General features: G+C 66.3%; 25 protein-coding genes. 8 read left to right on the top strand and 17 right to left on the bottom strand.

The features are described 5' to 3' along the window. The 3 genes from A9Z00_RS12735 to A9Z00_RS12745 form a co-directional block, all read right to left on the bottom strand. Positions 1-1,184, bottom strand: a 1,184-nt coding sequence (locus A9Z00_RS12735) for an AAA family ATPase (protein WP_296978056.1), incomplete at its 3' end; no start/stop codon positions are given. A gap of 303 nt (positions 1,185-1,487) precedes the next feature. Beyond that, positions 1,488-2,993 (bottom strand): DNA repair exonuclease, encoded by a 1,506-nt coding sequence (locus A9Z00_RS12740; RefSeq protein WP_296978059.1) that lies wholly within the window; start codon positions 2,991-2,993, stop codon positions 1,488-1,490. Next, positions 2,990-4,240: a glycosyltransferase family 4 protein gene (locus A9Z00_RS12745; RefSeq protein WP_296978062.1), complete on the bottom strand. Its 1,251-nt coding sequence runs from the start codon at positions 4,238-4,240 to the stop codon at positions 2,990-2,992. The genes A9Z00_RS12740 and A9Z00_RS12745 overlap by 4 nt, the downstream gene beginning before the upstream one ends. Before the next feature lie 107 nt (positions 4,241-4,347). Between A9Z00_RS12745 and A9Z00_RS12750 the strand changes: the two genes are divergently transcribed. Both A9Z00_RS12750 and A9Z00_RS12755 read left to right on the top strand, forming a co-directional pair. Further along, a complete protein-coding gene (locus A9Z00_RS12750) occupies positions 4,348-5,490 on the top strand; it encodes a GGDEF domain-containing protein (protein ID WP_296978065.1) in 1,143 nt (380 codons plus the stop codon). Between the two features lie 69 nt (positions 5,491-5,559). Then, positions 5,560-6,351: a TraX family protein gene (locus A9Z00_RS12755; protein ID WP_296978068.1), complete on the top strand. Its 792-nt coding sequence runs from the start codon at positions 5,560-5,562 to the stop codon at positions 6,349-6,351. 42 nt (positions 6,352-6,393) lie between these two features. Here A9Z00_RS12755 and A9Z00_RS12760 read toward each other — a convergent pair whose 3' ends face one another. Beyond that, positions 6,394-6,657 (bottom strand): hypothetical protein, encoded by a 264-nt coding sequence (locus tag A9Z00_RS12760; protein ID WP_296978071.1) that lies wholly within the window; start codon positions 6,655-6,657, stop codon positions 6,394-6,396. Positions 6,658-6,796: 139 nt separating this feature from the next. Continuing rightward, positions 6,797-7,795, bottom strand: a complete 999-nt coding sequence (locus A9Z00_RS12765; RefSeq protein WP_296978075.1) for a glycosyltransferase — start codon at positions 7,793-7,795, stop codon at positions 6,797-6,799. Positions 7,796-7,956: 161 nt separating this feature from the next. On the opposite strand from A9Z00_RS12765, the gene A9Z00_RS12770 reads away from it, so the two are divergent. Both A9Z00_RS12770 and A9Z00_RS12775 read left to right on the top strand, forming a co-directional pair. Further along, positions 7,957-9,480 carry an RsmF rRNA methyltransferase first C-terminal domain-containing protein gene (locus tag A9Z00_RS12770; protein ID WP_296978078.1) on the top strand — a complete coding sequence of 508 codons (1,524 nt, stop codon included), beginning with the start codon at positions 7,957-7,959 and terminating at the stop codon, positions 9,478-9,480. Positions 9,481-9,629: 149 nt separating this feature from the next. Then, positions 9,630-9,722: a YjcZ family sporulation protein gene (locus A9Z00_RS12775; protein WP_296978081.1), complete on the top strand. Its 93-nt coding sequence runs from the start codon at positions 9,630-9,632 to the stop codon at positions 9,720-9,722. A 58-nt stretch (positions 9,723-9,780) separates the two neighbouring features. On the opposite strand, the gene A9Z00_RS12780 is transcribed toward A9Z00_RS12775, so the two are convergent. Genes A9Z00_RS12780 through A9Z00_RS12790 form a run of 3 tightly spaced genes read right to left on the bottom strand, consistent with a single transcriptional unit; the run spans position 9,781 to position 12,908 of the window. Next, positions 9,781-10,593 carry a Cof-type HAD-IIB family hydrolase gene (locus A9Z00_RS12780; RefSeq protein ID WP_296978083.1) on the bottom strand — a complete coding sequence of 271 codons (813 nt, stop codon included), beginning with the start codon at positions 10,591-10,593 and terminating at the stop codon, positions 9,781-9,783. 3 nt (positions 10,594-10,596) lie between these two features. Next, positions 10,597-11,385 (bottom strand): pseudouridine synthase, encoded by a 789-nt coding sequence (locus tag A9Z00_RS12785; RefSeq protein ID WP_296978085.1) that lies wholly within the window; start codon positions 11,383-11,385, stop codon positions 10,597-10,599. Beyond that, a complete protein-coding gene (locus A9Z00_RS12790) occupies positions 11,385-12,908 on the bottom strand; it encodes an RsmB/NOP family class I SAM-dependent RNA methyltransferase (RefSeq protein ID WP_296978088.1) in 1,524 nt (507 codons plus the stop codon). The genes A9Z00_RS12785 and A9Z00_RS12790 overlap by 1 nt, the downstream gene beginning before the upstream one ends. Positions 12,909-13,030: 122 nt before the next feature. Here A9Z00_RS12790 and A9Z00_RS12795 point away from each other — a divergent pair, with 122 nt between their 5' ends. Next, the gene (locus A9Z00_RS12795; protein ID WP_296978091.1) at positions 13,031-13,528 is read left to right on the top strand and encodes a thioredoxin family protein; all 498 of its coding nucleotides are present in this window, start codon (positions 13,031-13,033) and stop codon (positions 13,526-13,528) included. Further along, positions 13,525-14,007, top strand: coding sequence for a PCYCGC motif-containing (lipo)protein (locus tag A9Z00_RS12800; protein WP_296978093.1), 483 nt, complete (start codon positions 13,525-13,527; stop codon positions 14,005-14,007). Before A9Z00_RS12795 ends, A9Z00_RS12800 begins: the two co-directional genes overlap by 4 nt. Positions 14,008-14,040: 33 nt before the next feature. On the opposite strand, the gene A9Z00_RS12805 is transcribed toward A9Z00_RS12800, so the two are convergent. From A9Z00_RS12805 to A9Z00_RS12815, 3 genes are read right to left on the bottom strand one after another with little or no spacing between them, the layout of a single operon-like run. Then, positions 14,041-14,553 carry a DUF309 domain-containing protein gene (locus A9Z00_RS12805; protein WP_296978096.1) on the bottom strand — a complete coding sequence of 171 codons (513 nt, stop codon included), beginning with the start codon at positions 14,551-14,553 and terminating at the stop codon, positions 14,041-14,043. Continuing rightward, entirely contained in the window at positions 14,537-15,352 is an 816-nt protein-coding gene (yjbM, locus tag A9Z00_RS12810; RefSeq protein WP_296978099.1) for a GTP diphosphokinase, read from the bottom strand. The genes A9Z00_RS12805 and yjbM overlap by 17 nt, the downstream gene beginning before the upstream one ends. Positions 15,353-15,376: 24 nt before the next feature. Then, entirely contained in the window at positions 15,377-16,474 is a 1,098-nt protein-coding gene (locus tag A9Z00_RS12815; protein ID WP_296978103.1) for a quinone-dependent dihydroorotate dehydrogenase, read from the bottom strand. 175 nt (positions 16,475-16,649) lie between these two features. Between A9Z00_RS12815 and A9Z00_RS12820 the strand changes: the two genes are divergently transcribed. Then, positions 16,650-16,787 carry a hypothetical protein gene (locus A9Z00_RS12820; protein WP_296978108.1) on the top strand — a complete coding sequence of 46 codons (138 nt, stop codon included), beginning with the start codon at positions 16,650-16,652 and terminating at the stop codon, positions 16,785-16,787. Between the two features lie 23 nt (positions 16,788-16,810). On the opposite strand, the gene A9Z00_RS12825 is transcribed toward A9Z00_RS12820, so the two are convergent. Further along, on the bottom strand, positions 16,811-18,286 hold the full coding sequence (locus A9Z00_RS12825) for a L,D-transpeptidase family protein (RefSeq protein ID WP_296978111.1): 1,476 nt from the start codon (positions 18,284-18,286) through the stop codon (positions 16,811-16,813). A gap of 211 nt (positions 18,287-18,497) precedes the next feature. On the opposite strand from A9Z00_RS12825, the gene A9Z00_RS12830 reads away from it, so the two are divergent. Beyond that, positions 18,498-19,364, top strand: a complete 867-nt coding sequence (locus A9Z00_RS12830) for an alpha/beta hydrolase (protein ID WP_296978114.1) — start codon at positions 18,498-18,500, stop codon at positions 19,362-19,364. Positions 19,365-19,478: 114 nt separating this feature from the next. Here A9Z00_RS12830 and A9Z00_RS12835 read toward each other — a convergent pair whose 3' ends face one another. The 5 genes from A9Z00_RS12835 to A9Z00_RS12855 form a co-directional block, all read right to left on the bottom strand. Further along, positions 19,479-20,498: a LacI family DNA-binding transcriptional regulator gene (locus tag A9Z00_RS12835; protein WP_296978117.1), complete on the bottom strand. Its 1,020-nt coding sequence runs from the start codon at positions 20,496-20,498 to the stop codon at positions 19,479-19,481. A gap of 39 nt (positions 20,499-20,537) precedes the next feature. After that, complete coding sequence (locus tag A9Z00_RS12840; RefSeq protein ID WP_296978120.1) at positions 20,538-22,508, bottom strand: beta-galactosidase; 1,971 nt, start codon at positions 22,506-22,508, stop codon at positions 20,538-20,540. 12 nt (positions 22,509-22,520) lie between these two features. Further along, complete coding sequence (locus A9Z00_RS12845) at positions 22,521-23,348, bottom strand: carbohydrate ABC transporter permease (RefSeq protein ID WP_367189536.1); 828 nt, start codon at positions 23,346-23,348, stop codon at positions 22,521-22,523. 1 nt (position 23,349) lies between these two features. Then, positions 23,350-24,201 (bottom strand): carbohydrate ABC transporter permease, encoded by an 852-nt coding sequence (locus A9Z00_RS12850; protein WP_296978122.1) that lies wholly within the window; start codon positions 24,199-24,201, stop codon positions 23,350-23,352. A 78-nt stretch (positions 24,202-24,279) separates the two neighbouring features. Beyond that, positions 24,280-25,632, bottom strand: coding sequence for an ABC transporter substrate-binding protein (locus A9Z00_RS12855; protein WP_296978125.1), 1,353 nt, complete (start codon positions 25,630-25,632; stop codon positions 24,280-24,282). Positions 25,633-25,747: the final 115 nt, after the last annotated feature.

A 25,747-nucleotide genomic window follows, 5' to 3' on the forward strand; every position in this document is an offset into this window, starting at 1 on the left:
CGCTCCGCCTCTTCCAGGCCGTCGCGGAACGCGCGGATCCGGTCGCGTTCCGCCACGCCGGCGGCGAAGCCGCGCAGCCGCTCCGCCGTCCACTCCGGCCCGACGGAGGCGAGCAGCGCGTTCACCCGCTCTTCCTCGTGGCGCCGCTCCGCCCGCCATTCGGCGCACGCCTGCTCCAGCTCCCGCATCGCTTCCGCGGACTTGAGCAGCCTCTCCAGCCCGGGCTCAAGACCGAGCAGATCTTCCCGCACGGCCAGCCGTTCCCTCTCCGCCCGCGCTTCGCGCAGCGCCGCCTCCAGGCGCAGCCGCTCGCGCTCCAGCCGGTCCCGCTCGGCCGTCCACATCCGCCATTTCGCCTCGGCGTCGGCCGGCAGCCGTCCGGGATCGGGCAGCGCGGCGCGGCGGGCGTCCAGTTCGCGCAGGCGCAGCCATTTCTCCCGCATCTTCAGGGCGCGCGCCGCCTCGTCCCGGTTCCGGGCCAGTTCCGGCAGTCGCGCCTCCAGTGCGCGAAGCCGCTCTTCGACCTGCCCGAGCTCCCTGGCCGTCTCGTCGTACCTTTGAATCGGGTCGGGCAGCGACACCAGCTCGCGCTCGATCCGCTCGAGCTCGGCCAGCCGGACGTTGACCGGCAGCGTCGACCCGCGCGGCCTGTACAGCTTGTCCATCGCCTCGCGGACCGCCCGCTCCGCCTCCGCGAGCAGCCTGCCGTCCGCCATCCCCGCGTGATAGAGGTATCGGCCCAGTTCTTCCCCCCGCACGGCGCCGAGGTCGCGCAGCTCCGTGAGGCCCACCGCGAACAACTGGCGGTACGCCTTGCCGGTCAGCCCGCCGAACAGCAGCCGCTCGAGCTCCCGCTGATCCAGCACCTCGGGCTCGTCCCCGCGCCTGCCGCGCAGCACCGCCCTGCCGCCGTGACTGCCCGAATGGCGCTCCAGCACGAGCTCCCCGAACCGCTCGGATGCGAGCGCAAGCCGGCCGCCGTGCCGCCCTCCGTACACCGGTTCCTGCCGCTCCGGCATGTTCGCGCGGGTGGCGAAGCCGTAGAACATCGCGCGCACGAAGCCGAGCACCGTGCTCTTGCCCGCCTCGTTCGGCCCCTCGAGGATGACCGCATCCGCGTCGAAATCCAGCGTGACGCCGCTCAGCTTGCCGAATCCGTCTATGGTCACCGACCGAATCCGCACGCTTCTCCCTCCGTGCTCCTCCGCTCCCCGGACGATCCCGGTGCATGCGCGCACCTAGGCTTGCCCGGACGCCGCTGTCCCCGCGAACTGGTGCAACCAGGCACCCCAACATTCCGATTTCCGATACCCGGCTTGTCCTGGCGCATCCGTGCGTCAGCATCAGCCCGATGCCGCTTTACCGGTCCATCTTGGTGCAGATTCGCACTTGTCGGGCCCCGATGCCGTCAACCGTGCAACGTTGGTGCAGATATTGCAGATCCAAACGAATCATTCCGCGCGGGAAGCGTTCGGGCTTCCGTCTGTTCAGCCTTCCCCGCGCTCCAGCATCCCCGCGAGCCGCGTCGCCGCCCGCTCGAGCAGGCCGTCCGCGGACAGCAGGCCGCGGCTTTCGATCAGCCGCCGGAGCCGCGGATTGCGGAGCATCGGGCCGAGCGCCTCGCGAAGCAGCGCCTCCCGTCCTTCGGGGTCGGCCGCCAGCCTGCGCGCCAGGCGCAGCACCTCGCCCGCGAAGCTGTCCTCCTCCGCGAGCCGGTCAAGATCGAGCCCGGGCGCCGTCCGGATCGTGAGCCGGTGCACCCAGATCCAGCCGCCGTACGCCCCCGACGGGCCGCCTGCGCCGAAAACGCCGTCTCCATCCCGAGCGCCATACCCGTCGCTTTCGCCGCCGCGTCCGCCGTCCGCGCCCGACGGGCCGTCTGCACCGAAAACGCCGTCTGCGCCCCGGGCGCCATTCCCGTCGCTTTCGCCCTCGCGTTCACCGCCCGATCCGCCGTTGCGGCCGACGTCGTCGCCGTCGAACGCGGGCACGCCGCTCCAACCGCCCCCGGCCGCCAGCCCGTCCAGCCGATCGCGCAGCGCCGCGAGCAGTTCGTCCGCGCGATCCTCCAGCCGCCGGTGCAGCGGGCCGCGCCCCTCCAGCACCACTTCCAGCATGACCGGCCGCCCGTCCGCCGACGACGCCGTCCGGACCGCGCATTCCTCCATCCGCTCGAGCAGCCGCTCCTCGTCCTCCAGCCCGTCGATGGAGACGCGGCACGACAGCCACCGCACGCCGTCCAGCGGCAGAAACGTCAAACGCACGCCGCCCGACGCGTCGACCTCCACGAGATAGCAGCCCTTCGCCCCGGTCTCGCCCGGATGGCGGCCCTGGAGGTTGCCCGGATAGACGACATGGGGATATTCGTGCAGCACCCGCCGGCCGTGGACATGGCCGAGCGCCCAATACTGGAACCCTGCCCCGGTCAGCTCGGACAGCCGGCACGGCGCATAGGCGTCGTGGTCCGGATCGCCGTCCACGTTCGCGTGCAGCAGCGCGATGTGGAAATCGGCCCCTTCGGCCGGCCGGTAGCGGGGGACGAGGTTTTCCGTGACCGCGCGGCGGTCATACGAAATGCCGTAAACGAAAGCGGCCGGCTTGCCGTCGCGCCGGCAGGCCGGCCGATGCTCCGCCCGGTCGTCCGCGCCGAACACGTGCACGCCTTCCGGCCATTCGAACATCGCCGGTCCGCCGCCGAGCGGATCGTGATTGCCGTGGATCGCGAACACCCGGACGCCGGCGCCCGCGAGGCGGCTCCACGCGCGATGGAGCGCCGCGCGGGCGCGCAGCGACCGGTCCGCCGAATCAAACAGATCGCCGGAGAAGACGGCGAAATCGGCGCCGAGCTCGAGCGCCGCTTCGGTCAGCCGCCGCAGGGCGGCGTATTCCGCCTCCGCCAGGCCGCGGCGGACGTGCTCCGGCGCGTCCGCGAGCCCCTTGAACGGGCTTCCCAGATGCAGGTCCGCCGCATGGATGAACCGGAACGGATTCACGTCGCTTCCCCGTCCCCGGCCGAACCGCCGGCAACGCTGTTTTCCACTTCCTGCGCGGCTTCCCGCGCCGCGTCCGCTCCGCCTTCTTCCGCCAGCGCCCGCGCGGCCGCTCCGACGCCCGCCTGCTGCGCGACGTCGAGATAGACTTCGCGGAGCTGCGTGATGACCCGCTGCAGCGAATAGTCCCGCTTTGCCTTCTCCCAGGCCGCGCGCGCCAGATTGTAACGGTATTTCGGATCGGAGACGACCTTCTCGAGGGCGTCGGCGAGCGCCTCCGGATCGTCCGGCGGCACGAGCAGGCCGTTGACGCCGTGCTCGATCTGCTCCGCGATGCCGCCGACGTTCGTGCCGACGAGCGCGAGCAGGCAGAGCGCCGCCTCGGCGAACACGGAGCCGAACGCCTCCGCCCGCGACGGCAGCACGAAGATGTCGAAGAACGGCATGAATTCTTCCGGATGCAGCATGTATCCGTAAAATATCGTGTCGTCGTAAATGCCCAGCTCGGCCGCCATCTTCTCCAGATCCTGCCGGATCGGGCCGTCGCCGATGATATGGAGGACGAAGGTGTATCCCCGCCGCTTCAGCAGCGCGCACGCCTTGAGCAGGATGTCCAGCCCCTTCGCGGGGACGAGCCGGCATACGGTGATGAGCTGCGGGATCGCGTTTTCGTGGGCGACGGGTCGGAATCTTTTCTCGTCAAATCCGTTCGGGATGACCGTGATGCCGGCCGGATCCTTCACGTACTGCGCCAGATAGTCGCGGAAGGAGTAGGACACGGTCAGCAGCCGGTCGACCCTCGCCTCCAGCTCCCCGTACAGGGAGGTCAGGAACCGGTGCTCGGGGCCTCCGGGTTGAATGCGTCCGTTCAGCGCCAATTCGCGCTCGTAACTGGAGTGGATCGTCATGACGACGGGCGTGTCGGGGAACAGTTTCTTCATGACCAGGGCGGGAATCGGATGATGGGCGTGAATGAGATCGTAGGTTTTGTTGATGCGCAACCGCGTCCACCACAGATAGTCGCGGATCGTCTGCAGGTACTTGTCGACGACGGGATAACCCCGAAATTCGCCGGGATCGAACGTCAGGAATTCGATATCTTCGCTGCCTTTGCCGCGCACCCGCTTCGGGATGGAGAACAGCTCCGTGTCCCATCCCATCTTGAGGAAACGCTCATGGATGTACGGCACCATGGAGGAAACGCCGCCCGGCTGTTCCGGGGGGAAGAACAACGCCTGCAACACCTTCATACAGACTTCCTCCTAACGGCAGTCGGTTACGCAACTGCCAAAACCATGATATAATAGAACATATGTTTCTGTAAAGGAAGCCATTACGACCGCCTGGAAGGGATACGATGACCGCGATATTCGACTGGATCCTGTCCCCGGCCGGCCGCGCGGCCTGCGCCGCCTCGGCGCTGACCGTCGCCGGCCTGATGATCGTCATGTCCTTCCTCCAGTGGAGACTGAACCGCCGCCAACCGGCCAACCGGATGATGATGGCGGCGATGCTGCTGGCGCCGTCGCTCTGGATCGGGCCGTTTGGCCACGCGTGGGACGCGGCGCTGGCCGGCGCCGGCCTCGTCTCGTTCATGCTGGCGAATTTCGCCATGATGGCGCTCTATGCGTCCTTCCGGCGCGTCGACCGGTGGATGCTCGGCGCGCTGTGCGCGCTCGCCGCCGGTGCGGCCGCCGTGCAGGCCGGGCTTGACACGGGCCGGATCGGCGCCGGATGGCCGGACGTCTTCCGCCCGGTCGATCTGCTGCTCCTCGTCGTCTCCGGCATGCTGCCGGCCTATGTGTTCCCCCGCGTCGGCCAGAAGGCGAAGGTGGCGGCCGCGCAGGCGCTCTATCTGCTGGGCCGGCTGACCGCCGTCGCGGAAGCCGTCGCCGCGGAGCCGCTTCCTTCCTGGCTGCCGGCGGCCGGGCTGCTGCTCATGACGGCCTGGTTCCACGCGCTGTTCTTCGTCCTGTTCCGGCGCTCGCTCGAGCGGATGCAGTCCGTCTACATCTCGTCGATCCGGGACGGCCTGACCGGACTCTACAACCGCCGCCATTTCCTGAAGAAGACGAACCGCTATGCCGCCCACGGCCTGCCCGTCTCGATCCTGTTCTGCGACATCGACAATTTCAAGCGCCTGAACGACACGCAGGGCCACCAAGCCGCGGACGAAGCGCTGAAGCGGGTCGCGGCGATCCTGTCCGAGGAGGTGGCGGGCTGCGGCGCCGCGGGACGATACGGCGGCGAGGAGCTGGTCGCGGCGATCGCCCTGCCCGGCGCCGATCCGGCCGCGATCGCCGAGGCGTTCCGCCGGCGCGTCGAACGGGAGACGAACGTCACCGTGAGCGTCGGCGTCTGTCCGGCCGCCGAAGGCCTGTCGGTCGAAGAAGCGGTGCGCCGGGCGGACGAAGCGATGTACGTGTCGAAGACGACGGGCAAAAACAGGGTGACCGTCCACCGGCACCCGCCGGCCGCCGCGGCATCCCGCACTTCGTGACCGCGGCCGGCGACGGAGCCGAACCGCGCCGAGCCGCCGGCCCGAACGATCTCCGGGGAGAACGATGCGATGCAGCTCCTCGCCATGCTCACGATGCTGATCGACCATATCGGCATCGTGCTTGATCCCGACAACCCGCATTTCCGCCTTGTCGGCCGGCTCGCGATGCCGCTCTACGCATACGCGCTCGTGGTCGGCTTCGGCAGGATGCGCGATTTCCGCCGCTACGCGCTGCGGCTCGCCGCAATCGCCGCGATCTCGCAATGGCCGTACCAATACGCGCTGCTCGGACCGGACGAGCCGTTCGAACTCAACGTCGTCTTCACGCTGCTCGCGTCGCTGATCGTCCTGCGCCTGATCGACGTCGTCCTGGCGTCCGCCGGCCGTTCGCCCGCGGCCGCCGGCAAAGCCGCGGCCGAGGCGTCCGTCTCCGCCGGCCGGCCATCTCCTGCCGTTCCACCGTCCGCAGCGCTTTCAAGCGCGGAATCCGTCCCGGCAGCCGGCGCGGACGCGGTCCGGCGCCTCATCGCCGCCCTGGGAATCGCGGCCGCCGGGTGCCTGCTGCTCGAGCTCGTGCCCTGCGACTACGGCTCCCACCTGCTGCTGCTCGTCCTGATCTACCGCTTCTCGTCGGGGCAGACCGCGCTGGCGCTCCATTTCTTCCTGAACCTGATCGGAATCGCGTACGGTTTCCCGCCCGAACAGATGTTCAGCCTGCTCGCGACGCTGCTCGTCCGATGCGCGCCGGGCATGCTGGACGCGCTGAACCGCCGCCTTCCCGTTCCCCGCCTGCTGTGGCGTTCGTTCTACCCGGCCCACCTCGCCGCGCTCGCCGCTGTCCGCTTCTTCGCGTCCGCCTGAGCCGGCGGCGGCCGGGACGGGTCCGCGGTCGAACCCGGGCGCTCATTCCTTCAGCGTGCTGCGAGCCGCCTCCACGAGCATCTCGAACGCTTCGTCGTTCTCCTCGAGGTACGCCTCCACCCGGTCGATGTCGCGCTCGCTGCCGGATTCGCGCATGAAGAACAGCCCGTACGCCCAGTCCCTGCCGTCCTTGCTGTGCAGCGCGGCTTCGTAGGGATGCCGGTGGCCCTCCACCTCGAACCGCACCGAGCCGACGTATCCGTCCTCCGTCCGGCGCATTTCCGCGCCGAGAATGTGGATTTTCATTGAAACGGCCCTCCTTGACGGCCCATTCTTTCGCTTTCCGAGCGCCCCGGCGGCCGTCCGCCCCGGATGCGCATCCATTTCCATCTTACGGAATCCGGCCGCCCGGTTCAAATGCCGCCCTTCGCTTTTTCCGCCGATCTCAGCCGATCCACTTCGCGAAGAAATTCCGGTAACCTTCCCGCATGACCCGCTCCGAGAACCGCCCGAACGCGACCTCGCGGTTGTCCTCCGACACGAGGGCCGGCGACGCGAGCGCCATGTCGACGAGCTCGAACCAGTTGTCCGGGTTGCCGCCGAACGCGTGCCGGCCCGAGATGTGCCCGTAGCACGGATGATCGGGCTTCACGACGATCTTGCCCATCGCCATCGCCTCCGCGAGCGGCATCGCGAACGTGTCGAACACCGACGTGCTCCAGTACACCTTCGCCGAATTCATCAGCCGGAAAATGTCGTCCCGCCCGAGCGCGAACATCAGCTTCACGTTCGGCGGGATGTCGTACCGCTTCACGCTCTCCCTGTACCGGAGGCCGCCGAACACCATGACGACCTCCACGTCCGGACGGGCGCGGGCGTACGCGATCGGGATCTCCGGCCGCCGGTTCGGCTCGTCCCGCCCGATCCAGAGCACGCGGTTCTTCACGACGGCGGACGGATCGTAATACTTCAGCGCCAGATCCTCCTCGAAGCCGATCGGGATGACGTCGACGTCGGTGACGCCGAAATCCTCCGCGAACCGCCGCTTCAGATATTCCGTATGGACGATCGCCTTGTCGACGATCGAGTAGAACGGCCGCATCATCTCGTAACCGGTGAGCGAAGGATGCGGGTACGAATGCGGAAACAGCACGCATTTGTCGATGAACAGCTTCAGGAACGTGAACCCGGACACCGTGTAGATGACGTGGCGGATGTTGTGCCGGTAGAGCTGATCGAGCACGATGTCGTAGTTGACGAGATCGCCCTTCTCGTATTCGTAGCCCGGCGCCTGGTCGTAACCGCTCACATGGCGTTCCGGCTGGACGAACACGATCTCGATCCCCTCGTCCGCGGCGATCGCCCGGAGCCGTTCCGCGTAAACGCGCGGCCCCTGGGCCTCGGTGAACTGGATTTTGCGCATGACGAGTCCGACTTTGGTCAACGACGCCAGCTCCTTTCCGGAAGATGGTGATGGTCCGGCCCGCCCGCTTCCATCACAAAGATCCCCGCCCGCCGGGGACGGACCGGCGGATGCGGACGTCGGACGCGCTGTGGTATAATGCGTTCGATCGATCCGAATCCCGAGGGAATGGACTGAGGCCAGTGAGCAGAAAGAAAAAGCGAAAATCCGGAGCGGCTTCGGCCGCGGATGCGGAACCGGCCGCAGCCCCCGGCGTTCCGGACGCCGATTGGGACGAGACGGCGGACGGGGAAGGGGATCAGGCGGGAGCGGACCGTCCGCCCCTGCCGAACGCGTATGTCCGCCGGATGGAAGCGATGCTCGGCGACGAAGCCGAAGCGTTCCTGCGCGCCTACCGCGAGCCCCGGGCATACGGCCTGCGGCTGAACGGGCGCAAGCTGGACGATATCCGGATCCCGCGCGAACGGCTTCGCGAACGGTTCCGCCTCGAACCCGTTCCCTGGTGTCCCGACGGCTTCTACTACGCGCCGGAGACCCGTCCGGGCCCGCATCCGTACCATATGGCCGGCCTGTATTACATCCAGGAACCTTCCGCCATGCTGCCGGCGGAACTGCTGGACGTCCGGCCCGGCGAAATCGTGCTCGATCTCGCGGCCGCGCCCGGCGGCAAGGCGACGCAGATCGCGGCCCGGCTGGACGGGCGGGGCCTGATCGTCGCGAACGAAGTCAATCCCGTCCGCGCGCGGGCGCTGGTCGAAAACATCGAGCGGATGGGCCTTGCGAACGCGGTCGTCCTGAACGAACATCCCGGCCGGCTGGCTATGCGCTTTCCGGCCTTCTTCGACGCGGTCTTGCTCGACGCCCCGTGTTCCGGCGAAGGCATGTTCCGCAAAAATCCGGACGCCGTCCGCCACTGGTCGGAAGCGGTCGTCCGGCATTGCGCCGCGCTCCAGGCGGACATCCTCGACGAGGCCGCGAAGATGGTCCGGCCGGGCGGCCGGCTCGTCTATTCGACCTGCACGTTCAACCGCGAGGAGAACGAGGAGACGATCGCCCGGTTCCTGGAACGGCGGCCCGACTTCGAGCTCCGGCGGTCGCTGCGCCTGTGGCCGCACCGGGAGCGCGGCGAAGGTCATTTCGCGGCGCTGCTCGTCCGCCGGCGGGACGCGCATGCCATCTATTCGGACGCGGGAACCGGGCGGCCGGCGGGTGCACGACCGGCGCGCGGCCGCGGAGGCGGATTCTCGCGCGCGCCGGATCCGCAGGCGTTCGCCCGCTTCCGGTCCTTCGCGCAAGAAGCGCTGCCCGGGTTCTCGCCGGAGGAGGACCTGCCGGAAGGCGGTCCGCTCGTGTCCGGCGGGCAGCTCTTCTGGCTGCCGGACGGCGGCGGCCGCCTCGGTCCGCACCTGCTGGACGGGCTGCGCGCGATCCGGCCGGGCCTCTGCCTCGGCGAACTGCCGAGGACCGGGTTCGTGCCGTCCCACGCGCTCGCGCTCCGCGTCCGCGCTTCGTCGGCCCGGCATATCCTGGACTTCGCGGCGGACGCGCCGGAGGTCGCCGCCTACCTGCGCGGCGAGACGCTGACGGCGGACGCCTCCCTCACCGGCTGGGTGCTGATGGCCGTCGACGGCCTGCCGCTCGGCTGGGGCAAGGCGGTCGACGGCCGCATCAACAACCGGCTGCCCAAAGGGCTTCGCCGCCCGTAATCCGCCCTGGTCCGCGCCTGCCCAAAATCGTTTGCCACGGGTCATCCGTCCAATCGTTCCCTGCGCTTCGCCATACTATACGATAGACCGGATGACGCGGGGATCAAGCGAAGCCCGCAGCCGGAATATGCGTTCAGGGAGGGTGTTCCATGTCCGGTGTGGCAGGTGCGTTCACGTCCACGGGTGTGATCCTGGTTCTCTTCATCCTGCTGGTTATCGTGTCCCGCGGCATTCTGTACTGAATCCGATCGCTTCCTCATAGCGTCGAAATCCGCCGGCCATCCGGCGGATTTCCCATTTTCAGAGCTCCGAACCCTTTCCGAGCACGTAGCGGCGGATCGCGTGGGCGACGCCGTCCTCGCCGTTCGGGCGCGTCACGGCGTCTGCGGCCGCCTTCACCTCATCCGGCGAATTGCCCATCGCGACGCCGAGACCGGCGAAGCGGAGCATGTCGATGTCGTTGTAATAATTCCCGATCGCGAGGATGCGGCTCCGGTCGACGCCCCGGAGCGCCGCAAGCTGCCGCAGCGCCGCTCCCTTGCTCACGTCGGCGTGCTGCACGTCGATGAACCAGTCGCCGCTCCGGATGCGCTTGAGCGGGCTGTCCCACGTCTCCCATTCGCGCTGCACGCGGTCCATCAGTTCTTTGGATCCGAACGCCGTGAACTTCACGAGGTCCGGAGGCAGCGGATCATCCGGCTTCCGGTAGATCGGCTCGATCCGGTAATGGCCGTACATCTCCTCCGCCTCGGGCGTCACCGATTCGACGTACAGATCGAAGGCCGTATTCAGGTCGAAATGCACGCCGTGCCCGCGGCACCATTCGATATATCGCCCGACCGCGTCGGCCGGGATGGCAAAGCTGTGCAGCACCCGGCGGCCTTCCGATTCCACCGTGGCCGCGCCGTTGTGCGTGATGAGCGTGCCCTTGAGGCCCATTTCCTCCAGCAGCGGAATCGAGTTGCTCGGCCCGCGGCCGGTCGCGAGCACGATCTCGGCGCCGGAAGCCGCCGCTTCCCGCACCGCGTCGATCACCGCCGGCCTGAGCCGGTGGCTGTCATCCAGCAGCGTGCCGTCCACGTCGATCGCAATCAGGTCGAAATGTCTTCCCATCTGCTACCGTTTCTCTCCTCTCCCTGCGTTCGACTCACGCGCCGGACCCGCGCCGGAGACGGCCGCGTCCAGCGCCCGCATCTCTTCCTCCGTCAGCTCGCGGTAATCGCCGGGCGGAAGCGAAGGATCGAGCCGGAGCGGCCCCATCGCGACCCTCCGCAGCCGGACGACCCGCTTCCCGACCGCCTCGAACATGCGCTTCACCTGATGGAACTTCCCTTCCCGGAGCGTGACGGTGACATCGGACAGCGGTCCGTCCTCCCCGTCCCGCACATCCCGGACGACCAGATCCGCCGGCATCGTCCGGTACCCGTCGTCCAGCGTCACGCCCGACGCGAAGGCGCGGACGTCGGCGTCGTCGACCGCGCCCGCCACCACCGCCTCGTACACCTTGTCCACGTGCTTCCGGGGCGACAGCAGCTCGTGCGCGAGCCGCCCGTCGTTCGTGATGAGCAGCAGCCCCTCCGTATCCTTGTCGAGCCGACCGACGGGAAAGGGATCCCGCACCCGGTCCTCCGGTTTCAAAAGATCGATCACGGTCCGCTCCCGGGGGTCTTCCGTCGCCGAGATGACGCCGGGCGGCTTGTTCAGCATGAAATAGACGTATTCCCGGTATCGGACCGGTTCGCCGTCCCAGAAGACCCGGTCCGCTTCGGGGTCGACGGCCATGCCCGGATCCCGGACCGCAAGGCCGTTCACTTCGACCCGTCCGAGCCGGACCGCCCGCTTGATCTCGCTGCGCGTGCCGCAGCCCGCATGGGCGAGCAGCTTGTCCAGCCGCATGCGCGCCATCACCTCCACCTCCATCCGGGCGCCCGCTCGTTGATGACGAGGCCGTCCCTCAGCTTCGCCCAGCCGACGGGATAGCCGTCGATGCAGACAAGGGCGTAACCCGCCGCTTCGGGCGTTCTTCCGCCCTCGCCGGACCCCGGCGAGAGCCTGTGCGGCTCCAGCGGCAGCGTCTCGCCCTTCAGATATTTCACCGCTTCCGGTTCGTCCGCGCCGTAATCGAGGCGGCGCGCCGCGTCGCGCGCCTCGAGCCCCATCGCGAGCGCCTGGGACGGGGCGAACCGGCCGCGCCGCGCCTCGCCCAGCAGCCAGCCGTGGCGCACGACGCGAAGCCCGCCGAGATCCGGCACATCCTCCGGCTGCGCGTACACGTGATCCCCGACCGCGACGAGCCGGCCCGGCGGCTCGAAGCCGGGCAGCGCCTCGTCGCGGAACGCCCGCCACGCCGCGATCGGATCCGCGCCCCCGCCGCCCTCGCGCCCCTTCCCGCGCCGGGCCGCCCGGCCGGCTTCCGCCTGCCCGGCCGCGGCCCGCGGCCCGTCCGGCGGCCCGCCGTCCGGTTCACCGGCCGTCCCGGATCCGCCGGCGCTTGTGCGGCGCAACACGGCCGCGTAGTGACCCTCGCCCTCCGCGCGGTGCGGCCAAATCCGCACCGTGCCGGCGACCGCCTCGACATGGCGGCGGTCGATGCCGCCGAGGCCGACCCAATCCGGCCGGCCCGGCGCCCAGCCGTAACGGAGCGGCACCGGCACCACCTCGAAATCCGGACGCTCCGCGAGCAGCTCCGCGATCCGCTCTTCATTTTCCTCCGGCGAGAACGTGCAGGTGGAGTAGACGAGCAGGCCGCCCGGCCTCAGCATCTCGGCCGCAAGGCGGAGGAGCTTCCGCTGCACCTCCGTCCAGCGCGTCACCGGATGCCGCATCCAGGCGGCGACCATCGATTCGTCCTTGCGGAACATCCCTTCGCCCGAACAGGGCGCGTCGACCAGCACGCGGTCGAAGAACCCTTGGAACACCGGCACGAGGCGCTCCGGCTCCTCGTTCAGCACGACCGCGTTCCGGACGCCGGCCAGTTCCAGGTTGCGGGCGAGCGCCTTCGTGCGCTCGCGCGCAAGGTCGTTCGCGACGAGCAGCCCCTGTCCCTTCAGCTTTGCGGCGATCTGGGTCGACTTGCCGCCCGGCGCCGCGCACAGGTCGAGCACGCGGTGGCCCGGCCGCACGTCCAAAAGCTCGACGGGCGCCATCGCGCTCGGTTCCTGGATATAGTAAAGCCCGGCGTGATAGTGCGGATGCTTGCCGGGACGATCTTCGTCTCCGCAATAATAGCCGGCCTCCGCCCACGGCACCGGCCTCAGCGCGGCGCGGAACGGCGAGCGCTGCCGGTACGATTCGCCGTCAATCTTCAGCGTGTTCACGCGCAGCCCGTGCCGGCGTGGCTCCCCGAACGACGCGAGAAATTCGCCGAATTCGCCGCCGAGCAGTTCCCGCATGCGCCGGGTGAACGGCTCCGGCAGCCGGACGGTCATAAAAATTCCTCACTTTCTTCAATATTGTAACATCAAATTTGTTAGTACAGATGCTATCATGTATAATAGGTTCAGCCATTATGCCATCCATTATCGGTTTACCGGAGGTTCTGCGTCAACCCATGCGGAAGAAGAGAAGCCTGATGCCGCTCGTCTACGCGGCCGTCGTCATCGTCCTGTTTTCATCCCTTTATTTTCTGAAGTATCTGAACGTGAGCGAATTGTACGGCAAGCCGGTCTCGGATCTCCAACCGGCGACGCGGCAGCTGCTCAAAGATCCGCATTACCAGAACATCATCCTGCCCGACGAGCTCGACCGGCGGATCGAAAGCGGCGAACCGACGTTCGTCTATTTCTTCTCCTCGGATTGCGGTTTCTGCCGCGAAACGACGCCTGTCCTGATGCCGATCGCGGAGGAGCTCGGCGTCGACCTGCCGCAGTTCAACCTCGTCGAGTTCAAGGATTACTATAGGAAATACAACATCGTCTTCACGCCGACGCTCGCCTATTTCGAAGGCGGGAAGGAAGTCTCCCGCATCGAGGGCGGCATCGGCGCGGGCGGACATTCGGCCGACGACTACCGGGAGTTCCTCCGGAACCCGAAGGGAGCGGCGTCATGAGAAGCGCGCGGGACTGGCTGCTCGGCGGCGTCATCCTGCTGCTCGCCGGATTCATGGCCGTATCCGGCTGTTCCGGCGGGGAATCCGCCGGCGGAGACGGACACGAACACGGCGTCATGACGACCGAAGGCGAATGGCACGAGACGACGTCCGGTCCGGACGAACTGCCGTCCTTCCTGCTCCGTTATGCGGACCGCACCGTCGACCTGTACGCCGTCGTCTACGAACACATGGACATTCTGCGGCAGCTGAACTGCTATTGCGGCTGCATGGACGCGAACGACCCGCACGATTCGCTGCTACGCTGCTTCCTCGTCGACGTCCAGGACGACGGCTCCATCACGTGGACCGATCACGGCGCGAACTGCGGCATCTGCCTGATGGAGCTTCAGGACGCGGTCGCGTTCGCGAAGCAGGGCAAATCCGCGGACGAGATCCGCGGGCTCATCGACGCCAAATACGCGCCGGCGGACCTGTGATGCCGCATCCGGAACGTCCGCCGGCCCTTGGGGCTATTCGCCGTCCGCCCGGGATTCGTCCCCGGGCGGACGCTTCATTTCGGCGGCGACCCGTTCGGCCAGCCGCCGGTCGACGATGCGGATGTCGATCGTCACGGGTTCCGGGGGCCTGCGCGCGGATCCGTGATCCGCTCCGCTTCCGGCACGCGGACCGGCTTCCGCGGCGTGCGGAACCGCGCCGGCTTCCCCAAGCCAGCTGTCCAGCAGCCGGAGCGCCGCCGCCGCATCTTCCCGCAGCCGCTTCACGTCGATCCCCGCTTCCAGGTCCGCGCACCCGTCCAGCTTTGCGAGCGCGGCGCGCAGCAGTTTGGCGGCGCCGGCGCGGTTTTCGTTTCCCCAATGATGCAGCCCGACGGCGACCTGCAGCAATCCCTGCCAGAACCGGCCGCGTCCCTCCTCGAGCCACAGCTCCTCCATCACATCATGACAGCCGTAATAGTCCCGGTCGCGGTTGAAGAGCACAAGGAACCGTACGTACTTCGGATCGAAATCAGGACCGGCCGCCAAACGCAGCCTCTCCCTTGGCCCGCTCGACCGACTGCCGGATCTCCTCCGCCAGCATCTTCAGCCCGATGACATCTTCGTGTTCCCACAGCTCGTTGAAACGGAGCTGGAACCGCGCCGCCTCCCGGACCCGGTGGTAGAAATACAGCTCCTGGATGCCGGAAAGCACGTTCGATACGAGGTTCGAGCTGTCCTCGAACGCCCGCTGCGCCTCCAGAATCTCCTTGCGGATGCTCGACATCTCCTCGTCCAGCCGGAACGCGGCTTCCGCCGCCTTGCGCAGCCGCTCCTTCACGTGTTCCGGAAGCTGCTCCTTGTATTTGTAATTGAGCGAGTGCTCGATCGTCGCCCAGAAATTCATCGCGAGCGTGCGGATCTGCACCTCCGCGAGCACCTTCTTGAGGCCGAGCGCCGTCTGAACCGGATATTCCACGATGATGTGGTAGCTGCGGTAGCCGCTTTCCTTGTGGTTGGCGACGTAGTCCTTCTCGTAGACGACGGACATGTCCTTGCGCTGCCGGATCGAATCCGCGACGATGTAGATGTCCTCGACGAACTGGCACATGATCCGGATGCCCGCGATGTCCTCGATGCCTTCCTCGAGTTTGTCCATCGGCACGTTCAGCCGCTTCGCCTTCTCGAGGATGCTCGAGATCCGCTTCACCCGGCCGGTCACGAATTCGATCGGCGCGTACGATTGCCGCGTCTTCAGCTCGCTGCGAAGCGTCCTGAACTTGACCTTCAGCTCCTCGACCGCCTGCTCGTAGGGGAGCAGGAACAGGTTCCAGTCCCGTCCGTCCATGCGCTCTCCTCCTCCCGCAAGAAGTCAGCGATGGTCCGCTCCGACCGCGTCGCCGATCCGGCGGAAGCCGTCGCGGGCCATCAGTTCGGACAGCTCGGCGACGATTCGGCGGACGACGCCGGGGCCCCGGTAGATGAGCGAGGTATAAATTTCGACGAGCGACGCGCCGGCACGAATCTTATCGTATGCATCCCGTCCGTCGAAAATGCCGCCGGAGCCGATGATTGGCAGCTTCCCGCCGGTCAGGCGCCAGATCGCGCGGATCACCTCCGTCGATCGCGCCGCGAGCGGCCGGCCGCTGAGGCCCCCCTCCTGCGTGCGGTTCGGCGACCGGAGCCCGTCCCGCGACAGCGTCGTGTTCGTCGCGATGATCCCGTCCGCGCCGCCTTCCGCCAGCACCCCGACCGTCTGCTCGATCTCGGCTTCCGTCATGTCCGGCGCGATTTTGACGACGATCGGCTTCGGACGCCCGCCCGCCTTCAAGGCCTGCTCCGCGATCTCTTCCCGGACCGCCCGCAGCAGGGCCTTCAGCTCCTCGCCGTGCTGGAGCTGCCGGAGACCCGGCGTGTTGGGCGAGCTGATGTTGACGACGAAGAAATCGCCGTGCGGATACAGCGCGCGCAGGCAGGCCCGGTAGTCGTCCGCGGCCTTCTCGTTCGGCGTCGCCTTGTTCTTGCCGATGTTGACGGCGATCGGCGCGCGGCGCGTTTGGAGCCGCGCGAGCCGCCCGGCCATCGCCTCCGCGCCCTCGTTGTTGAACCCCATCCGGTTGATGAGCGCCTCGTCCTCGGGCAGCCGGAACAGTCGCGGCCGGTCGTTGCCGGGCTGGCCGACCGGCGTGACCGTGCCGACTTCGAGGAACGAAAATCCCATGCTTGCAAAACCTTCCACCGCGACGGCATCCTTGTCCAGTCCGGCCGCGAGCCCGACCGGATGGCGGAACCGGATGCCGAACAGCTCCGTCTCGAGCCGGGGGTCGTCCTTCACATCCCAGAAGCTCCGCATCAGCGGCAGCACCCCGGGCACCCGGACGGCCTTTCCGAGCCCGTGGACGGTCAGCCGGTGCGCCTGCTCCGGATCCATCCGGAACAGGATCGGCTTGGCCACCTTGCGATACAGCATGCGTTCCCACTCCGTTCTTGCAACTGTATGCTTCCCACGAACAGTTTATCTTGTCCGGGAAGAAAAAGAAAGCGCGGCAACCGTCACATTGTTGCCATCAATGAACGGTTGCGGGATTCCTCGTGAAACGGTTACAATGGGATTGAAACCGTCAAGAAGAGAGGGTCGATTTCCGATGGGCGCAGTTCGCAGGAAACCGCCAGCTCTGAAAAGACAGCAGGACGAAATCAACAGGAAAGCGATCCTGTGGGTTGCCGGCGCATTCGCCGCCGTCGTCATCATCCTGTCGGTGCTGATCATCGTAAACGGCTGAGACCCGGGCGGTCTCAGCCGTCGTCATTTCAGCCACCGGTACACCTTGCCGGGATTCGTCTCGTCCTGCGCCGGCTCGAGCCGGAAGCGCTCCGCCGGCACCGAGAGGTCGTCCGGCAGCACGCCCGACGTGATCGTGACGCGCGTGCCGAGCGGCGTCAGGTCATACAGCTCCTCCAGGTCCTCCTTCGCCATCCGGATGCACCCGAGCGACTCGTCCCTCCCGATGCTGTCCGGATCGTTCGTGCCGTGGATCGCGTAGTCGGTATCCGACAGCGTCATGCCGCGGCTGCCGAATTCCCCGTCCTCCCGGCCGTTCGGATTCCGGACCTTCTCCGTGATGACGAACGTCCCCTCCGGCGTCCGGTCTCCGCCCAGTCCGACCTCGTAATTGCGCAGGATCACGTTGCCGCTGACGAGCGCGAGACGGCGGTTCGCCTTGTCCACGATGATCTCGAGCGGCGCCGCAGGCAGACCGTCCGGGACGCCCGCGTTCCAGGCCATCCATCCGCCCGCGTCCGCCGGCTCCGGCGCGGATGCGGGCTGCGCCCGCCGCTCGGCTTCCACGGCCGGCGCGAACAGCTCCGCGAGCGCCGGCGATTTCCCGGCCAGCCAGTTGTCGGGATACGGCCGCACGAGATCGTCGAGGGAGGCCGGCCATTCGCCCGTCGCCTCCGCATAGCGCCGGATCGCGCTGCGCAGCAACCACCAGGTCTCCCGCCGCCCGCTCCAAGCCTCGAGCAGCCCGAGCGCGCCCGCCGCGTCCGCCGGCACGCAGACGCAGGCCTCCGGGTCGAACAGGCGCACGACCGCTTCGCCGGCCTCCGAATCCGCGCGCTCCACCTCGAGCAGCAGGCCGTCCGCCGCGCTGTTCCACAGCCGCCAGCCGCGGCTCTGCGCGAGGCTCACGGCGAAGCCCCGCGCCGGCGGCCGCATGCCGAGCAGCGCCTCCAGCGCCTCGCCGACCGGCGATCCGGCGGCCGGATCGACCACGCGCGCGGCGACCGGGCGTTTCCCGTCCACCGCAGGGAGTTCGGCCGGCCGCGGGCCGGCTTCGCCCCGCCCGGCGGATCGGTCGGTCCGCCCGTCCGCTTCGTCCGGCACCGCGGCATGCTCCGATCCGCCCGCCGCTTCCCGCGGCGCTTCCGCCGCCGTGCGCTCCGCGCCCCGCTCCCCGACCGGCGCGGGGGGAGCCACAACGGCGAGGCCGATCAGCATCGCGGCCAGCAGGACGGCGCGCCGGAAGAGGCGCCGCCGCTCCAGCCGGTTCCACTGCTCGAGCGCCTGCCGGGGTGCGGCGTCCGCCAGCGGATGGCGCTTCCGTTCGTACGCCTCGTAGATGTCGCCCGCCTGCAGGAAGCAGTAGTTCGCCTTCCCCGCCTTGCCCTGCTTGAGATATTCCCTGCCGAGGAGATACCAGGCCATCCGGTTGTCGGGATGGAGCCGGACATATTGCTTCAGATAGTCGATGTCCGCCTGCCCTTCCCTGGGCTCGTCCATGCGCATCCCCCTCTCCGGCCGCCTGCTCCTTGCAACCGCCAATTACTATTTCGGCAACTTGGCCGTCCGTTTTGACCGGAAGGTCCGGTCCTCCGGGTTCGCGGCGGCCGGCAGCGGCCCTCTCGAACCGGAGGTGGCGGTGCGTTCGGGAAGGACAGGCGCGGAAACATGCTATAATACCGACAGGAACCGTTCAAAAGGAGGATGCCGCATGCAGCTTCCCGTCACCCGATTCCCGTACAATCCGACGATGGAAGGTCTCGCCGAGGTGCTGCCGGATATCGTCTATTCCACGGAAACCGGACAGGAACTGAAACTGACGTTGATCGCTCCCTGGCGGGACCGGGAGAAAGAATCCGCGCCCCCGAAGCGGCCCCTGATCGTCTTCGTCCAGGGAAGCGCCTTCACGTTCCCCAACATCCATTACGAACTGCCGCAGCTTTCCCGCTACGCCCGGGAAGGGTACGTGGTCGCGACGGTCACGCACCGGAACTGTCTGGAAGGCCATCCGTTTCCGGCCTATCTGCAGGACGTCAAGACGGCGATCCGGTTCCTGCGCAAGCATGCGGACGAATACGGCATCGACCCGGAACGCGTCGGCATATGGGGCACTTCGTCGGGCGGCAACACGGCGCTGCTCGTCGGAATGACGGCCGGCGATCCGGCATTCGGCACCGGGGAACACGCCGGCTATCCGGACGAAGTCCGATGCGTGGTCGACTGTTTCGGCCCGACCGACATGACGGTGCTGTACGAAGCCGTCCGGCAGACGGGAGACCAGGGGTTCCTCGACATTTTCCTCGGTCTGATGGGCGGCTCCGAAAATCCGGACATCCTGCGCGCCATGAGCCCCCTCTTCCGCGTCCAAACCGGAAAGCCGTATCCGCCCTTCCTGCTGATCCACGGCGACGCGGACGCCCTCGTGCCGTTCGAACAGTCGCTCCGGATGTACGAAGCGCTGGTCAAGGCCGGACACAGGGCGGAAATGGTGTGCGTGGAGAACGGCCCGCATGAAGGGACGTTCTGGAGCTGGGAGCTGCACGGTTACATCATGGACTTTTTCAGGCGGAACCTGTAACCCGTCGACCTGCAACCCTTCGGCAGGCAAAACAAAAAGACGCGATCGGCCGCGTCTGGTCCGTCGGTCGCGTCTTGGCTCCGCGGATCGCCCGCCCCGCCGGCGCCGGGCGCGTCATGCGCCGCCAGCCGGCGGCGCGCAGCTCTCGCGCACGACAAGCGAGGTCGGAACCACGATTTTTTTCGGGATTTGCCGCTTCGACGTGAAGCGTTCGTCCAGCAGCTCCACCGCCGTCTCCCCCATGAACTCCATGTATACCTTGACGGTCGTCAGCGGCGGCTGCAGGTACGCGGATACGGCGATGTCGTTGAACCCGACGATGGAGACGTCCCGGGGCACTTCGATGCCGGCTTCGTGCAAGGCGCGGAGGGCCCCGATGGCCATCGAATCGTTCTCGATGAAAAAGGCGGTGGGCAAATTTCCTTGCTCGACCGCCCGCTTCATGAGCGCATAGCCGTCTTCCGGATAGAGATTGTCCCCGATGTGCACGAGACCCGGGTCATAGAGATCGCGCCGTTCCATCCATTCCCGGAACACGTCTTCCCGCTCGTCCTTCACCGGCCGCTTGTGCATCCAGTTCCGGCTGCCGATGTAGCCGATCCTGCGGTGGCCGAGGCCCGTCAGATAGTCCAGCACCTCCGCCACCGATTTGCGGAAGTCGAGCACGACCGAATCGAAATGGTTGTCCGCCGGCGAAGAATCGACGAAGATCATGTGTTTCACGTTGGCCGGAAACCGGGCGAGGTCCTCCCGCTCGAAGCGTCCGATGGCGATGATGCCGTCCAGCGGTTCCCCGTTCGGGACCAGCTCCCCGGACTCCGGCAGAAAGAGCTTGACGCATTCGTACTGCCGCTGATGGCATTCGCGTTCCACGCCGAGGCGGATGGCCAGATAATAGGGGTCCAGCGTCTCTTCCCTCTCGGTGTACCAGCTTACGAGACCGATGCGAATCCGTTCGCCGCCCGCGCCCATGCCGCGTTCCCGCAGCGTTTTGTAATTGAGCTGCTGGGCGAGCTCGATGACGCGCCTCCGCGTCTCCTCCGATACGGACAGGGTCGGATCATAGTTCAGGATCCGTGACACGGTGGTGATGGATACGCCTGCCATCTTCGCGATGTCCTTGATCGTGGCCATGGGGCTCTCCTTTCACGCCCTTGTACGCGAGCGCTGGTGTCATGCTTCATCCACCGGCACGATGAAACTGTCGTACGGATTCAGCCGTCGTCCCTGGAATGACGCTTCCCGGCCGTTGTGGTTCATCACGAACCGATAGCGGCGGCCGCGAACCCTTCGTTCGACCACTTCCACCCCAGGGTCACTATCTATATAGCAGATTTTCCGCTCCCTGACAATGATGCGGGCGATGGCCCGCATCGCCCGGTCGTCGAGCCCGCAGCCGACATAATAGACGGTTCCGCCGCCTTCGAGGCGGCGCCGCGTCACCGCCGCGTGCGGAAAGAACGGATCGTCGTACCGGTACAGCGTCTCGGCGGACACGGGTTCGATCAAATCCCGCCACACCTCGGCATGCGCTTCGCGGGGCAAATCCTCCCCGCCCGCGTCCGGCGCGGCCGCAAGGCGCACCCGCTCGCCCTTCGGCAGCGCCTCGTACGCCCGGATCCGGATGCCGCACAGGTCGGCGACGTGTCCCGGCTGCGGCATGCCGAAGTGCAGGTTGTTCGCCTTGTCCTTGATGCCGGTGCGGAACGAGAACACGACCGTTCCCCCCGCTTCGGCGAACGCGCGGATCCGGTCCGCCAGCGTCCGTTCCATGATCTGCATGACGGGCACGAGGAGCACCTTGTAGCGCGCAAAGTCCCGGTCCGCCGGAATGACGTCCGTCAGGCAATTCAACCGGTGGAACGGATCATAGAGGCGCAGCATCTCCCTCGTGAAATCGAACGCTTCGCTCTGCGGCTGGAAGCGCCACGACCAGATGTTGTCGTGGTCGTACAGCACCGCCGTCTCCGCCTCGATGTCGCTTTCGACGAGCTCCGCATGGGGCGCGATGTCCCGGAACACGGAGCGGACTTCTTCGTATTTCCGGCCGCGCGCGTTGTCCTGGTCCACGATGCCGGTGCAGAACTGCTCCGCGCCGCGGTCCATCGCGCGCCAGACGAAATACAGCATGTTCGAACAGCCGCGGGCGAACGCCTGGAACGACCACATCCGCGCCTGGTTCGGACGGGGCAGATAGCCGATCAGGTCGTGCCCCTGCGCGCCGATGAGCTGCTCCGCGATCCAGAACGGCTTCCCGGTGAGCCCGCGGACGAAGTCGAGGTTCATCCCGAGCTCGCCCGGAGACAGCGGTTCGCGCAGGCCTCCCCATACCGGATAGTGGTCGTAGGAAATGAAATCGTACAGGCGCGCATGTTCGGCATGGTCGAACCATTTATGGAAAAAGCCGCCGGCCAGGTTGGTCGTCACCGATTGATGATCGCCCTTGCATTCGCGGACCGTGCGCACGAGCGCTTCCGCGAATCCGTTCAGGGAGCGGGAGCGGAACCGCGCCCAGTCCAGCCGGAGCGACGGATTGTGCGTCGTGATGGTCGGCAGCGGCATCGGGATTTCCGAGAAATCGTTGTACGTCTGGCCCCAGAAGATCGTGCCGTACGTCTCGTTCAGCCTGTCGATCGATCCGTATTTTTCCTCGAGAAACCGCTGGAAGGCGGCATGGCAGTTCGGGCACCAGCACATGTCGCTGCCTTCGTGGCCGAACTCGTTGTCCACCTGCCAGGCCACGATGGCCGGTTCGTCCCGGTAATGCTCCACCAGGCGGCGCGTCAGCCGCAGCGCGTATTCGCGGTATTCCGGCGAATTGTAGCAGTATTGTCTTCTCCCGCCGAAGGCGCGCACCGCGCCGGTCTCGTCCCGGGACAGGATCGAGGGGTGCTTCGCGGCCAGCCAGGCCGGAAACGTCGCGGTCGGCACGCCGAACATGACCTTGAGTCCCCGGCTTTTCACCTTCTCGAGCACGCGGTCGAAGAAGGAAAAATCATACTGCCCTTCCCGGGGTTCCATCCGGTGCCAGGCGAACTCGCCGATCCGCACGATGTTGGCTCCAAGACCGACAATTCCGTCCAGATCCTCGTCCATCAGTTGCTCGGGCCAGTAGTCCGGATAATAGTCGACTCCCAGATACAAGGTCCTCTCCCCCTATTCCTTGATCGCGCCCCCGAGAATGCCGGAGATGAATTGCCGCTGCAGAATCAGGAAAAACGCCACGATCGGTCCGGTGGCGATCGTCACGCCGGTCATCACCTGTCCGTAGTCGATCCGCGACAGGCCGATCAGACTGGACAGCGCCACGGGCAGCGTGTACATTTCCTTGGTCGATGTCGCCACGAGCGGCCACAGGAAGTTGTTCCACTGGTAGACGAACAGATAGATCGCCGCCGCCGCCAGCGCCGGACGCATGGACGGCAGGACGATGGAGACGAAGAGCCGCCATTCGCCCACCCCGTCGATGCGCGCCGCCTCCATGACGGCGTCCGGCATCGCCAGCAGATTCTGCCGCATCAGGAAAATGGCGAACGGGTACGCGACGTTGGGAAAAATGAGCGCCAGGTACGTGTTGATCCACTCCCAGGACGCCATCATCTTGAACAGCGGAATGAGCGTGGCGTGATACGGCACCATCAGGGATACGAGAAAGACGGAAAAGAGCGCGTTCCGCCCCGGAAAGCGGAACTTGGCGAACGCGTATCCCGCCATCGTGCAGACGGTCAGGCTGAACAGCGTATACACGCACGTGACGAAGGTCGAATTGAACAGCACGCGGAAAATGCCGATGGATGCGTTCAGATTGAAGAGATTTTCCAGGAACATGCTGCCGGGCACAAGCTGCGGCGGCTTCGCGAACACCTTGCCGCTCGGATTCGTCGCGGCGACCGCCGTCCAGTAGAACGGAAACAGCGACACGAAGGCGCCGGCGACGAGGATCAGGCGGGAGACAAGCCGATACATGGCGGATTTGGGCGACATCTCAATCCTTCCCCCCCGTGATCCGGAATTGGACGAACGACAGCACGGCGATCAGCACGACGATGACATAGGCCAGCGTGGAGGCGTATCCGAAGTCGAAATACCGGAAACCGGTCTGGTACAGATACATCCCGATCGTCAGCGTGGCGTCGCTCGGACCGCCCCGGGTGAGCGTGTACGGTTCGTCGAACAGCTGCAGCGTGCCGATGGTGGACAGGATGGCGGTCAGCAGGATGATCGGCCGAAGCTGCGGGATCGTGATGGTGAAAAACTGGCGGATTTTCCCCGCGCCGTCGATGCTGGCCGCTTCATAGAGAGAATCCGGAATGTTCTGCATGCCCGCCAGGTAAATCATCATGTTGTACCCGGTCCACCGCCAGGTGAGCGCCAGGATGATGGCCGCCTTCGCCCACACCGGATGCGACAGCCAGGGAACCGCCTTGAGCCCGACCGCCTCGAGCAACTGGTTCACGAGCCCGTCGCCCGCCAGCATGAGGGAAAAGATGATGGAATACGAGACGAGGGCCGTCACCGCCGGCATGAAGAAGGAAATGCGGAAAAACGCCCTGCCCCGTACCAGCGAATGGAGCATCGAGGCCAGGACCAGCGCCAGAAAGAGCATGACGGGCACCTGGACGGCCAAAATGATGAACGTGTTCGAGAGCGACTTCCAGAAAATGGAGTCCTCCAGCAGCCGGCGATAATTCGCCAGCCCCGCGTACTTCATGTTTCCGCCGGCGCCCGTCTGGAAGCTGAGCAAAAAAGAATAGACGATCGGATAGACGGTGAACACCGAAAACAAGACGATCGCCGGCATCAGGAACAGATAGGGCACATGCGCTTTCGTTCTCATCTCCGTGACCCCTCGCCAGTCTTTGGAACAATGGCGGGGAGCCCGGTGCGGGCGCCCGGACTCCCCGCTTGCCCTTCCTCAATACTCGTTGACCGCGCGTCCCGTCCGGCTGGCCAGCCGTTCCGCGGCTTCCGCCAGCGCCTGGGCCGGATCCTTGCCGTTGAAGACGTCCGCCTGCGCCTTGACCGCTTCGTCGAAGGCGATGGCATAGTCCTTCGTATAGTACGGCGTCGGGATATCGGGCATTTCTTCGCTGAACAGCTGCCAAATCTTCTGTCCGCCGAAGAAGGAAACTTCGCTCGTGAACAGCGGGCTGTCATAAGCCGTGAGCAGCGACGGGAACAGGCCGTATTTTTCCATGGCCATGATCTGCACTTCGGGCGTCGTGCTGAAGAAGGCCATGAATTGGTAAGCTTCCTCCTTGTGTTTGGACGAAGCGGGAATCATCCAGCTGCTGCCGCCCAGGTTCGCCGCCCGGTTGCCGCCCTTCTCGAAGGCGGGCAGCAGGAAGACGCCCCATTTGCCTTCCGTCTCCTTCGCCTGGTCGATGATGGTGCCGTAGTACCAGGCGCCGAACGGAATCGTCGCCACCGAGCCGTCGACGGTCGCCGAGACCGTGCCGTCCCAGCCGTTGACGTCCTTGACCAGGTCGGCGTCGCCGAACCGCTTCATGTTGTTCATCGCCTGGATGACCTTCGGGTTCTTGAAGTCGATGTTGCCGTCCTTGTCGAAGTAGTAGACGCCCAGTTGGTTCATCATCATCCGGAAATTGGCGTCGTCCTTGAACTTGTCGGCCGGGAACGCGTAGACGCCCGTCTTGTTCTTGATTTCCAGCGCGGCGTTGAAAAAGTCGTCCCACGTTTCGATCGAATCGGGATTCACGCCGGCCTGCTCGAAGATGTCCCGCCGGTAGAACATGCCGGTCGGGCCGGAGTCGAACGGCATCGCGTAGAACACGCCGTCCAGCGACGTCAGGTTTTTCTTGAAATCGGGGAACAGGTCGGCGTATTGGTCAAACCCGAGTTCCGACAGGTTGGCGAAGCCGTTCGGGAAGGCGTCCAGATAACCGTGAATCCGGTCGTCTTCCACGAGGACGATGTCCGGCAGACCGGCGCCGCCGGCGGCGAGGCCGGTGGACAGCTTGTCGTATACGTCCAGCCGCCCGATGTCTTCCACCTTCAGGGAGACATGGGGATGGTCCTTCTGGTACATCGCGATCGCTTCGTTCAGCGCGCCGACGTTGACGTTCCACGCCCAGGCGGTCAGTTCGACGGGGTCCTGCGCATCACCGGAAGAAGAAGACGATGACGAAGAGGAAGACGAAGAACCGCCGGAGGCACCCGAAGACGACGACTTGCCGCCGCCTCCGCACGCTGACAACACCAGCACCGCCGCCAACAGCCATACGAACAGTTTCCAGGACTTCGACATGCCGTTACCCCCACACGATCATGATATTGAAGGCGCTTACCTTCTCGGGTAAAAATTTTACTAAATGAACGCCTTTTCATCAATATATTTTTTACTAATTATTTTACTTTTCCGA

It is taken from the genome of Thermobacillus sp. ZCTH02-B1 (assembly GCF_002159085.1).
In the GTDB taxonomy this organism is placed as follows: Bacteria; Bacillota; Bacilli; order Paenibacillales; family Paenibacillaceae; genus Thermobacillus.